The sequence below is a fragment of the Streptomyces sp. NPDC002181 genome, assembly GCF_042890485.1.
Classification (GTDB): Bacteria; Actinomycetota; Actinomycetes; order Streptomycetales; family Streptomycetaceae; genus Streptomyces.
Genome location: NZ_JBIASC010000004.1, coordinates 351,486 through 363,125 on the forward strand (window position 1 = coordinate 351,486; position 11,640 = coordinate 363,125).

9 protein-coding genes and 2 tRNA genes are annotated in these 11,640 nt (G+C 68.7%); 9 read left to right on the forward strand and 2 right to left on the reverse strand.

Translation table 11 applies throughout. The features are described 5' to 3' along the window. The first annotated feature begins 143 nt into the window (after positions 1 to 143). A complete protein-coding gene (locus ACFYXV_RS13995; protein ID WP_389382987.1) occupies positions 144 to 485 on the forward strand; it encodes a hypothetical protein in 342 nt (113 codons plus the stop codon). 51 nt (positions 486 to 536) lie between these two features. Here the strand turns inward: ACFYXV_RS13995 and ACFYXV_RS14000 are convergent. Next, positions 537 to 607, reverse strand: a tRNA-Gly gene (locus ACFYXV_RS14000). Between the two features lie 168 nt (positions 608 to 775). Between ACFYXV_RS14000 and ACFYXV_RS14005 the strand changes: the two genes are divergently transcribed. The 5 genes from ACFYXV_RS14005 (at position 776) to clpX (ending at position 5,504) form a co-directional block, all read left to right on the forward strand. Continuing rightward, a tRNA-Pro gene (locus ACFYXV_RS14005) sits at positions 776 to 852 on the forward strand. A gap of 163 nt (positions 853 to 1,015) precedes the next feature. After that, positions 1,016 to 2,404, forward strand: a complete 1,389-nt coding sequence (gene tig / locus ACFYXV_RS14010; protein ID WP_385474251.1) for a trigger factor — start codon at positions 1,016 to 1,018, stop codon at positions 2,402 to 2,404. Positions 2,405 to 2,688: 284 nt separating this feature from the next. Further along, positions 2,689 to 3,306, forward strand: a complete 618-nt coding sequence (locus tag ACFYXV_RS14015; RefSeq protein ID WP_362628393.1) for an ATP-dependent Clp protease proteolytic subunit — start codon at positions 2,689 to 2,691, stop codon at positions 3,304 to 3,306. A gap of 86 nt (positions 3,307 to 3,392) precedes the next feature. Continuing rightward, positions 3,393 to 4,064, forward strand: coding sequence for an ATP-dependent Clp protease proteolytic subunit (locus tag ACFYXV_RS14020; protein ID WP_389382988.1), 672 nt, complete (start codon positions 3,393 to 3,395; stop codon positions 4,062 to 4,064). Positions 4,065 to 4,217: 153 nt separating this feature from the next. Continuing rightward, a complete protein-coding gene (clpX, locus tag ACFYXV_RS14025) occupies positions 4,218 to 5,504 on the forward strand; it encodes an ATP-dependent Clp protease ATP-binding subunit ClpX (protein ID WP_385474247.1) in 1,287 nt (428 codons plus the stop codon). Between the two features lie 66 nt (positions 5,505 to 5,570). Here the strand turns inward: clpX and ACFYXV_RS14030 are convergent, their stop codons facing one another. Then, positions 5,571 to 6,500, reverse strand: a complete 930-nt coding sequence (locus ACFYXV_RS14030) for a hypothetical protein (RefSeq protein WP_389382989.1) — start codon at positions 6,498 to 6,500, stop codon at positions 5,571 to 5,573. Positions 6,501 to 6,628: 128 nt separating this feature from the next. On the opposite strand from ACFYXV_RS14030, the gene ACFYXV_RS14035 reads away from it, so the two are divergent. The 3 genes from ACFYXV_RS14035 to ACFYXV_RS14045 all read left to right on the forward strand — a co-directional run bounded on the left by ACFYXV_RS14035 (position 6,629) and on the right by ACFYXV_RS14045 (position 11,619). Beyond that, positions 6,629 to 9,250 (forward strand): valine--tRNA ligase, encoded by a 2,622-nt coding sequence (locus ACFYXV_RS14035; protein ID WP_389382990.1) that lies wholly within the window; start codon positions 6,629 to 6,631, stop codon positions 9,248 to 9,250. 186 nt (positions 9,251 to 9,436) lie between these two features. Next, a complete protein-coding gene (locus ACFYXV_RS14040) occupies positions 9,437 to 10,822 on the forward strand; it encodes a glycoside hydrolase family 26 protein (RefSeq protein WP_389382991.1) in 1,386 nt (461 codons plus the stop codon). Positions 10,823 to 10,824: 2 nt separating this feature from the next. Next, positions 10,825 to 11,619: a hypothetical protein gene (locus ACFYXV_RS14045; RefSeq protein ID WP_389382992.1), complete on the forward strand. Its 795-nt coding sequence runs from the start codon at positions 10,825 to 10,827 to the stop codon at positions 11,617 to 11,619. The last annotated feature ends 21 nt before the right edge of the window (positions 11,620 to 11,640 follow it).

Sequence of the window (11,640 nt, forward strand, 5' to 3'; positions counted from 1 at the left end):
CGCGTCGGGAATCGCGAGGCCCTGGTGCTCCTCAAGGCGCCCAAGTGTGCGGCAGGGAAGCGGACCGTTTCCATTTTTGGGGTGATCTTCCGGGGGCCCGGCAGCTCCTGGAGACATTCGCCGAGTGCGGGGCCGCCGGGCGTGTGTTCATCAGGGCCAAGAGGGCGGCTACCCGGCGGAACCACTTCAACCTGCTGCGGCACAAGGCGTGCCGGAAGGCCGGGAACAGGGGGCTGCATTTCCATGATCTGCGGCACACGGGCAACACCCTGGCCGGGTCAACCGGCGCGAGTACGCGGGGGTTGATGGCGCGGATGGGCCACAGCACCGCCCGCGCCGCGCTGATCTATCAGGATGCCGGCGCCGACCGGGACCGGTTTCTCGCCGACGCGCTGAGCAAGCTCGTGCAGGGCACGAAGGGCACGCGGAAGGAACACGGGCAAGGCCAAGGGGCACGCAGGACTGATCACGGACCCCGGAAATGACCAAGGGCCAGGTCGAGGAAACATCCTCTGACCTGGCCCTTCGTGCTTCAGAGCGGGCGACGGGAATCGAACCCGCGTAGCTAGTTTGGAAGACTAGGGCTCTACCATTGAGCTACGCCCGCAACACGTGCGCCGCAGGTCCGGGGACCGCGGCACGGACAGCATCCTAGCGGGTCGGGCCGGGGGAGCGCACACCCCATTGCGGGGGCGTGGCGGGGCGTCCGGAATCGTTCGCTCAAAACCACGCGCATCAGAGGGTCTCCGGCCATGTACCCTACGTGTCGCACCGACGGGGTGTGGCGCAGCTTGGTAGCGCGTCCGCTTTGGGAGCGGAAGGTCGTCGGTTCGAATCCGGCCACCCCGACCACCACCACCGCCATCACAAGATCGCGTTGTGGGCTGATTGCCGCTTGCGGTTACTATGCAAGCTGCGTGCCCGTGTGTCTGATGTACCGGGCCGAATCCGCCGAACCGCTGAATCGCAGCGCGGACGCAGAACCCCAAGCAGTCAGCCACAAGGAGACCGAACCGTGAAGAGCGCCGTGGAGACCCTGAACCCGACTCGGGTTCGGCTCACTGTTGAGGTGCCCTTCGAGGAGCTCAAGGACAGCCTCGACGCGGCGTACAAGAAGATCAACCAGCAGGTCACGGTGAAGGGCTTCCGCAAGGGCAAGATCCCCGCCCGGGTCATCGACCAGCGCTTCGGTCGCGGTGCGGTGCTGGAGGAGGCCGTCAACGACGCCCTCCCGAAGTTCTACACCGAGGCGGTCAACGAGGCCGACCTGAACCCGCTGGGCCAGCCTGAGGTCGACATCACGGAGCTGAAGGACGGCGAGCTGCTGGCCTTCACCGCCGAGGTCGACGTCCGCCCCGAGATCGAGATCCCGGACTACTCCGGCATCGAGGTCGAGGTCGACGCGGTCGAGGTTTCCGACGAGGACGTCGAGAAGTCGGTCGAGCAGCTGCGCGGCCGCTTCGCCTCCACGAAGGACGTCGAGCGCGCCGCCGCCGATGGTGACGTCGTCACCATCGACCTGGAGGCCAAGGTCGACGGCGAGGTGCTGCCCGACGGCGTCGCCTCCGACGTCTCGTACACCATCGGCTCGGGCGAGCTCCTCGACGGCATCGACGAGGCCGTCAAGGGCCTGGAGGCCGGTGGCGAGACCACCTTCACCTCCCAGCTGAAGGGCGGCTCCGCCGAGGGCAAGGACGCCGAGGTCACCGTCAAGGTCACCAAGGTCTCCGCCAAGGAGCTCCCGGAGCTGGACGACGAGTTCGCGCAGATGGCGAGCGAGTTCGACACCCTTGAGGACCTCAAGGCGGACAGCCGCAAGCGCCTCGAGAACATGAAGCAGTACGACCAGGCCACGCAGGCCCAGGAGCGCGTCCTGGAGAAGCTGCTGGAGCTCGTCGAGGTGCCGATCCCCGAGAAGCTGCTCGAGGACGAGGTCAACACCCGCAAGCACAACCTGGAGCACCACCAGCTCGGCCAGATGGGCCTGACCATCGAGAAGTACCTGGAGTTCCAGGGCAAGACGGTCGAGGAGTTCGACGCCGAGACCAAGGACCAGGCCGTCAAGGGCATCAAGACCCAGTTCGTCCTCGACGCGCTGGTCAACAAGGAGAAGCTGGGCGTCGACCAGGAGGAGCTCACCGAGCACCTCATGCGCCGCGCGGCCTCCTCCGGCATGTCCCCCGACCAGTTCGCCCAGGCCGTCGTCGAGGGTGGCCAGGTGCCGATGCTCGTCGGCGAGGTCGCCCGCGGCAAGGCGCTCGCCGTCGTCGTCGAGGCCTCCAAGGTCGTCGACACCAACGGTGAGGTCGTGGACCTGTCCGACGAGGACGAGGAGACGGCCGTCGAGACCGTCGAGGCCGCCGTCGACGGTGACGCCGAGGGCGACGCCGAAGAGGCCAAGTAACACCCTGGGCGGCGCCCTGAGCACCGCCCGCCGAGCAGCATCGGAAAGGCCCGCACACAGCCGTGTGCGGGCCTTTCCGCATACCGTCCCCGGGCCCGCGGAGCTTGCGCTCCGAGCGAACAGTTCGGGAAGCGGGATGGCGTTGTCCGACCTGCGCGTTAGGGTCCATGAATACGAGGGCACGGGAGTAACCGGACGCAGGCGGCCACGCCGCCCCAACGGTCCGCGCCCCAGAACGAGACGCTGAGACGGCAAGTGGCCGTCGGAGACGAGCAGGTGGATACGTGACGAATCTGAAGCCTTACGCCGCGGGTGAGCCGTCCATCGGTGGCGGCCTCGGCGACCATGTCTACAACCGGCTGCTCGGCGAGCGCATCATCTTCCTCGGCCAGCAGGTCGACGACGACATCGCGAACAAGATCACGGCGCAGCTCCTCCTCCTGGCCGCCGAGCCGGAGAAGGACATCTACCTGTACATCAACAGCCCCGGCGGCTCGGTGACGGCGGGCATGGCGGTCTACGACACCATGCAGTACATCCCGAACGACGTCGTCACCATCGGCATGGGCATGGCGGCCTCCATGGGCCAGTTCCTGCTCACCGGCGGCGCCCAGGGCAAGCGCTTCGCGCTCCCGAACACGGACATCCTGATGCACCAGGGTTCCGCCGGCATCGGCGGCACCGCCTCCGACATCAAGATCCAGGCCGAGTACCTGCTGCGCACGAAGCAGCGCATGGCCGAGATCACCGCCCACCACTCCGGCCAGACCGTGGAGGCGATCATCCGCGACGGCGACCGCGACCGCTGGTTCACCGCGGAGGAGGCCAAGGGGTACGGCCTCATCGACGAGATCATCTCCGCCGCGTCGCTGGTCCCGGGCGGCGGCGGCACCGGGGCCTGATCCCGGCCCCGGCGCGCGGGACCTCGTACGAGGCCCCGTACGCCCGCCCGCACCCGGCAAGCCCCAGCCCGCAGAACGCCACCAGGATGGTGAACACCCAGATGCACATGAACAACCTCTCTCCCGCGAGCGGCCTCCACACCGGCATGCCGGTGGACAACCGCTACGTCGTCCCGCGCTTCGTCGAGCGCACCTCGCAGGGCGTGCGCGAGTACGACCCGTACGCGAAGCTCTTCGAGGAGCGCGTGATCTTCCTCGGCGTGCAGATCGACGACGCCTCCGCCAACGACGTCATGGCGCAGCTGCTGTGCCTGGAGTCGATGGACCCCGACCGCGACATCTCGATCTACATCAACAGCCCCGGCGGCTCCTTCACCGCGCTGACGGCCATCTACGACACGATGCAGTTCGTGAAGCCGGACATCCAGACGGTCTGCATGGGCCAGGCGGCCTCCGCCGCCGCCGTCCTGCTGGCCGCCGGCACCCCCGGCAAGCGCATGGCACTGCCGAACGCCCGCGTGCTGATCCACCAGCCGTCGGGCGGCACCGGCCGCGAGCAGCTCTCCGACCTGGAGATCGCGGCCAAGGAGATCCTGCGCATGCGTGACCAGCTGGAGACCATGCTGGCCAAGCACTCGACCACGCCGATCGAGAAGATCCGCGAGGACATCGAGCGCGACAAGATCCTGACGGCCGAGGACGCGCTCGCGTACGGCCTGGTCGACCAGATCGTCTCGACCCGAAAGAACTCCCACTGATCCTTGCCGCCAGTTGGCGTGGGCACGTCGTCACATTCGGCGATGTGAACCACGTCAAGGGGGCCCCGTACGGGGCCCCCGGCAAGGTACCGTCGGATATGAGGCACCAGGAGCGCTGAACCAGGCGTCTCCCAGGCGAAGGGGAAGCACCTCGTGGCACGCATCGGTGACGGCGGCGACCTGCTCAAGTGCTCGTTCTGCGGAAAGAGCCAGAAGCAGGTGAAGAAGCTCATCGCAGGACCCGGTGTGTACATCTGCGACGAGTGCATCGACCTCTGCAACGAGATCATCGAGGAGGAGCTCGCCGAGACCTCCGAGGTCCGGTGGGAGGAGCTCCCCAAGCCTCGTGAGATCTACGAGTTCCTGGAGAGCTACGTCGTCGGCCAGGAGCCGGCGAAGAAGGCCCTCTCGGTGGCGGTGTACAACCACTACAAGCGCGTCCAGGCCGGCGAGAACGGCGGCGGGACGGGCCGGGACGACGCGATCGAGCTCGCGAAGTCCAACATCCTGCTGCTGGGCCCCACGGGCTCCGGCAAGACGCTGCTGGCCCAGACGCTCGCCCGCATGCTCAACGTCCCGTTCGCCATCGCCGACGCGACGGCGCTGACGGAGGCCGGGTACGTCGGCGAGGACGTCGAGAACATCCTGCTCAAGCTGATCCAGGCCGCTGACTACGACGTCAAGAAGGCCGAGACCGGGATCATCTACATCGACGAGATCGACAAGGTCGCCCGCAAGAGCGAGAACCCGTCGATCACGCGCGACGTGAGCGGCGAGGGCGTGCAGCAGGCCCTGCTGAAGATCCTGGAAGGCACGACCGCTTCGGTACCGCCGCAGGGCGGCCGCAAGCACCCGCACCAGGAGTTCATCCAGATCGACACGACGAACGTGCTGTTCATCGTGGGCGGCGCCTTCGCGGGCCTGGAGAAGATCATCGAGTCGCGGGCCGGCGCCAAGGGCATCGGCTTCGGGGCGACGATCCGCTCGAAGCGCGAGATCGAGGCGAGCGACCAGTTCCAGGAGGTCATGCCGGAGGACCTGGTGAAGTTCGGGATGATCCCCGAGTTCATCGGCCGTCTGCCCGTCATCACCTCGGTGCACAACCTGGACCGCGAGGCGCTGCTGCAGATCCTGGTGGAGCCGCGGAACGCGCTGGTGAAGCAGTACCAGCGCCTCTTCGAACTCGACGGCGTCGAGCTGGACTTCGAGCGCGAGGCGCTGGAGGCCATCGCGGACCAGGCGATCCTGCGCCAGACCGGCGCGCGCGGCCTGCGCGCCATCATGGAAGAGGTCCTCATGTCGGTGATGTACGAGGTGCCGTCCCGCAAGGACGTGGCCCGCGTGGTCATCACCGCGGACGTCGTCCGCTCGAACGTGAACCCGACGCTGGTCCCGCGCATCGTCCCGAAGGACCAGGGCCCGCAGGAGAAGTCGGCGTAGCCGACACGACGCACGCGAAGGGGCGCCCGGCCACCGGCCGGGCGCCCCTTCGCGTGCGGCCCGCGGTTACTTCTTGACGCGGGCGGTGTTGTAGAGCTTCGCCGCCAGGTCGGCGGACTGCTCCAGGGTGTAGCCCGACTTGCCGGAGAGCAGGGAGGCCATCTCCATCGACGTGACCGTGCCCAGGGTGCTGTAGTCACCCCAGATGCAGATCGGGAGCGTGAACTCCTTGGGCCCCTTGGTCGTCGTGTCCTTCGAGACGAACTTGGCTTCCTGGCACTTCATCACGGCGCCCTTGAAACCGGCCGGGCTCATCGTCTTGGGAGTCCCGACGAGCTCGACGCTGCGCTTGCTGTCGTCCTTGGTGGCTTCCAGCTTGGCCAGGGCGAAGTACGCGTCCACGGACTTCTCCGGGTCCGCGATCTCGCCGTAGAAGCCCGAGAAGTTGAGGAGCTTGCCGGCCAGCGGGTTCTTCGGGTCGCCGGACTGGTATTCCATGCCCACGTGGGTGGGGTTCTTGACGCCCACCCCCTCGGCTTCCTTCTTGTCCGTGTCGCTGGACTTGTCCTTGTGGTTCGGGTCCTTCTTGAAGTCGTCCACCGTCTCCGGGGCGACCAGCTTGTAGCCCTTGGTGTCCGCGGACACCGAGCCCGAGGCGCCGCCGCCCTTCGTGAAGTACCAGCCCGCGCCCGCGATCACGGCTACCGCGACGACCACGGCGATGACCACGCCCGCCTTGGACTTCTTCGGCGGCTGCGGCTGCATGCCGTACGGCGGCTGCTGCTGCGGGTAGCCGTAGCCCGGCTGGGGCTGCTGGGGCTGCTGGGCGTAGCCCTGCGGGGGGATGCCCGGCGGCGGGGGCTGCTGCGGGTAGCCGTAGCCGGGCTGCGGCGCGGGCTGGCCGTACGGTCCCGGCTGCTGCGGCGGCTGGCCCCCGTACGGTCCCGGCTGCTGCGGCGGCTGGCCTCCGTACGGCCCCGGCTGGTTGTAGCTCATGCCCGCATCCCCCTTCAGGAATCCTTATGCGATTCAGACATCCTGTCGGAAGCGGATCGCGCACAGGCCGCCGGGCCCCCGGATTACCGGTTTCATAGCTGGACTGTTACGGCTCTAAACTGTGCCTCGTGACCGAGAACACGCAGACACCCAGCAGCCCCCACTCCGAACTGCCGACCGCGTACGCTCCGGCCGAGGTAGAGGGGAAGCTCTACGAGCGCTGGGTAGAGCGTGGGTACTTCACGGCGGACGCCGCGAGCGAGAAGCCCGCGTACACCATCGTCATCCCCCCGCCGAACGTCACCGGATCCCTGCACCTGGGGCACGCCTTCCAGCACACGCTCATGGACGCCCTGACCCGCCGCAAGCGGATGCAGGGTTACGAGTCGCTGTGGCTGCCCGGCATGGACCACGCCGGCATCGCCACCCAGAACAAGGTCGAGCAGCAGCTCGCCGAGGAGGGCAAGTCCCGCCACGACCTGGGCCGCGAGGAGTTCGTCGAGCGCGTCTGGCAGTGGAAGGAAGAGTACGGCGGCAAGATCCTCGGCCAGATGCGCCGCCTCGGCGACGGCGTCGACTGGTCGCGCGAGCGCTTCACCATGGACGAGGGCCTCTCCAAGGCCGTCCAGACGATCTTCAAGAAGCTCTACGACGACGAGCTGATCTACCGCGCCGAGCGCATCATCAACTGGTGCCCCCGCTGCCTCACGGCCATCTCCGACATCGAGGTGGAGTACCAGGAGGATGCGGGCGAGCTCGTCTCGATCAAGTACGGCGAGGGCGAGGACACCCTCGTCGTCGCCACCACGCGCGCCGAGACGATGCTCGGTGACACGGCCATCGCCGTCCACCCGGACGACGAGCGCTACAAGCACCTGGTCGGCAAGCTCATCAAGCTGCCGCTGACCGACCGCTCCATCCCGGTCGTCGCGGACACGCACGTCGACCCGGAGTTCGGCACCGGCTGCGTCAAGGTGACCCCGGCGCACGACCCGAACGACTTCGCCATCGGGCAGCGCCACGGCCTGCCCAACATGACGATCATGGACGAGCACGGCAACATCACCGTCCACGGCCCCTTCCTCGGCCTGGACCGCTTCGAGGCCCGCTCCGCGGTCGTCGGCGCGCTGCGCGAGCAGGGCCGGATCGTGGCCGAGAAGCGCCCGTACCTGCACTCCGTCGGGCACTGCTCCCGCTGCTCCACCACCGTCGAGCCGCGCCTGTCGCTGCAGTGGTGGGTCAAGGTCGAGACCCTCGCCAAGGCCGCCGGTGACGCGGTCCGCGACGACCGGGTCACGATCCACCCGAAGGAGATGGAGAAGCGCTACTTCGACTGGGTCGACAACCTCAACGACTGGTGCATCTCGCGCCAGCTGTGGTGGGGCCACCGGATCCCGGTCTGGTACGGCCCGGACGGCGAGATCGTCTGCGTCGGCCCGGACGACGAGGCGCCCGCCGGCGAGGGCTGGCACCAGGACACCGACGTCCTCGACACCTGGTTCTCCTCCGGCCTGTGGCCGTTCTCCACGCTCGGCTGGCCGGAGAAGACCCCGGACCTGGCGAAGTTCTACTCCACCGACGTCCTGGTCACCGGCCACGACATCATCTTCTTCTGGGTCGCCCGGATGATGATGTTCGGCCTGTACGCCATGGACGGCGAGGTGCCGTTCAAGACGATCGCGCTGACCGGCCTGGTCCGCGACGAGCGCGGCAAGAAGATGTCGAAGTCCTTCGGCAACGTCGTCGACCCGCTGGACTGGATGGACAAGTACGGCTCCGACGCCGTCCGCTTCACCCTGGCCAAGGGCGCCAACCCCGGCACCGACGTCCCGATCGGCGAGGACTGGGTCCAGGCCTCCAGCAAGTTCGCCAACAAGATCTGGAACGCCACGCGCTTCGCGCTGATGAACGGTGCCACGATCGAGGGCGACCTGCCCGCGGTCGAGCAGCTCTCGGCGACCGACCGCTGGATCCTGTCCCGTCTGAACAAGACGGTCGCTCAGGTCGACGCGTACTACGAGGACTTCCAGTTCTCGAAGCTCAGCGAGGCGCTCTACCACTTCGCGTGGGACGAGGTCTTCGACTGGTACGTCGAGCTGTCGAAGACGACGTTCTTCGCGGGCGGCGAGCAGGCCAAGGTCTCCGGCCGGGTCCTGGGCGAGGTCATCGACGTCATGCTGCGCCTGCTGCACCCGGTGGTCCCGTTCGTCACCGAGACGCTGTGGACGACGCTGACCGGGGGCGAGTCCCTCGTCATCGCCGACTGGCCCAAGGACAGCGGCTTCCGCGACGAGGCCGCCGAGTCGGAGATCGCGACCGTCCAGTCCCTGGTCACCGAGGTCCGCCGGTTCCGCAAGGAGCAGGGTCTGCAGGACGGCCAGAAGGTCCCGGCCCGTCTGGAGCTGGGCGCCACCGCGCTGGGCGCGCACGAGGCGGCCATCCGGCAGCTGCTGCGCCTCCAGCCCGAGGGTGACTCCTTCAGCGCCACCGCGACCCTCCCGGTCGCCGGCGCCACGGTCGCGCTCGACCTGTCGGGCACGATCGACGTGGCCGCCGAGCGCGGGCGCCTCTCCAAGGACCTCGCGGCCGCGCAGAAGGAGAAGCAGCAGGCCGAGGCGAAGCTGGGGAACGAGGCCTTCCTGGCCAAGGCCCCCGACAACGTCGTTGACAAGATCAAGGGCCGGCTCGCCAAGGCAGAGGCGGACATCACCCGGATCCAGGCCCAACTGGACACCCTGCCCGCCGTGTAAGACGTACAAACGGTGAACGACACGTACAAACGGTGAACCATCGGCCCCCGAGCACACAGCTCGGGGGCCGACGCGTAGGGTGACACCCGCCCCAACGGTTGCGTGCGGCCGGCCGGGGAGGCTGTCGGCCAGCTGTCGACCGAGGGGGGTCTCGGAGTGTCGGGTCGTGACGTGCCGGGTCGTGCGGTGTTAGGCCGCGGCCTGAAGCGCCGCAATCTCCTCCTGGGCGCGGCCGCGACCGCTGCCACGGGCGGCGCCCTCGCTGGAATGGCCGCCTTCAGCACCTCGCGCGCACCCGCCGCGGGCCTCCAGAAGGACCTGGTGTCGCGGGACCCGAAAGCCTCCGGGGCCGCCCGGTCCGTGTACCGGCTGCTGGCCGGGCTGGAGGCGGACGCGCGGGCCGGCCGCCGCCGCGGCACCCTCTTGGGCCAGCACGCCGAGGTCCACAACGAGCGGTACAACCCGGCGTACGGGGACCACGGAGGTCCCAAACCGCCCGGCTACTACTACCGCAAACCCCGGGACATCACCGGCAAGCTGCCGGCCTTCCTCGAACTGGACCTCGGCCCCGGCTACCAGCAGGACAGCTGGGGCGTGGGAGAGCCACGGGACTACTCGCGCGCCGCCTGGCCCGCCCGCCGCGAGTTCTGGACCTACACGAACGACGTCGTGGACCTCGCCATGGGGGTCTGGCACGGACTGCCCCGCAAGGACGACGGCTCCTACAACCCGACCGGCACCGAACGGCTCTGGAACGGCACCGAGACCGTGCTGCCGGCCAACGGGGGAGCACCCGCCGGCCTGGTCGGAATGTCGTTCCACCAGCCCTGGCCCGGCAGTCCCGTCAAGAGCTACGAACAGACGCTGCGGCGCAGCGCCCCTTCGGCGAAGGACCCCGGCTGGATCGACCGGGTGCTCACGCCCGGTACACCCGAGCACGCCGCCCTCCTGCTCGACCTGTCCTTCCTCGCGGACCACCTCGGCTACCTGGCCGCGTACGGCGTGCCCGTGCTGCTGCGCCCGTACCACGAGATGAACTCGCTCGGCGGGGAACAGAGCTTCTGGTGGGCGGGGCTGAAGCCCCCGCAGTACACGGCGCTGTGGGAGTTGCTCTACCACTACCTGGTGGGCTCCCGGGGGCTGCACAACCTGATCTTCGTCTGGGCCCCCACCGCCTGGGACGGCGTCCACGGCAGCGATCCGTGGGACTTCTATCCCGGCGAGGAGTACGTGGACGTCGTCGGGGTCGACGACTACAGCGGGACGCCGGACCGGCCCTTCGACGCCGCTGCCTGGACGTCGACGTGGCACCGCGGCCTGGAGGACTACGGCAAACCGCGGATCCTCGCGGAGTCATTCCACGTCCCGCTCGGGGCCGCGCAGCCACAGACCCTCGACCAGGCGCCCTGGGTGCTGTGGACCGTGTGGGGGGACGGGCTGACCGCGAAGAATTCCGACGCCGACGTGCGGAGGACGTACGACGACCCCAAGACGATCACCGGCGGCCGGGAACCGGGGCCGGCGGGCGTGCAATGGCCCGCCCTGCACGACGGAACATTCGAAGAGGAGTGAAGTTGAGCGCGTCAACGCCACGCCCCCACCGCGTGGCCGCCTTCGTGGCCATGGGATGGGCCGGGGTCCTGCTCCTGTGGGCCCTGTACAACTGCTTCTGGCAGGTCGGCGCAGCCGACTTCCTCCAGGGCATCGTCTACTACGGGACGGGCGACGGCTCCGGCACCGCGGAGACGTTCAACCTCAACTGGGGCGTCGTCTACGTGGCGGGCGCCCTGCTGGTCCTGCGCGGGAACACCCTCGGCCGGGGCGTCATCATCGGCGGCGCCGCCATCGAGGGCTACAACCGGGTGCGCAGCCTGACCGGCGCGCTGTTCGACCCGAAGCAGGCCGAGTACTTCCACTCGACCGCCCAGGGCGGGTTGAAGCTGGCGACCTTCGCCGTCGGCGCCCTGGTGACGAGCAGCCTCATCGTGCTGCTGCTGAGGGACTTCGCCGTGTACGAAGCGTGGCAGCCGCCGGTGAACCCCTGGACCGCGCAGGCCCGGGAACAGGCCGGCCAGGCACAGTTCCAGCAGCAGCAGCAGCAGCAACAACCGCCGCAGCCGGCGCACGGTTTCGGGCCCGCGCAGTCCTACCCGGCGCCGGCGCAGCCGGGGCCCCGGATACCGCAGACGGGCTACGCCCAGCCCCAGCCCCAGCAGCCGCAGACCGGCTATGCCCAGCCCCAGCCCCAGCCGCCGCAGCCCCGGCCCGGTTACGGGCCCGGTCCGTACGGTGCCCAGCCCGGCTGGCCCCAGCCGCCCCAGCCTCAGCAGCCGCAGCAGCCCCAGCAGTCTCCGCCGCAACAGCAGTAGGAACTTCGAAGGACCTGTCCC

Excerpts from the sequence above, each read along its gene's own strand:
- ACFYXV_RS14030 (WP_389382989.1), bottom strand. The coding sequence starts at position 6,500 with ATGAGCTACAACCAGCCGGGGCCGTACGGAGGCCAGCCGCCGCAGCAG.
- ACFYXV_RS14020 (WP_389382988.1), top strand. The coding sequence starts at position 3,393 with ATGGTGAACACCCAGATGCACATGAACAACCTCTCTCCCGCGAGCGGC.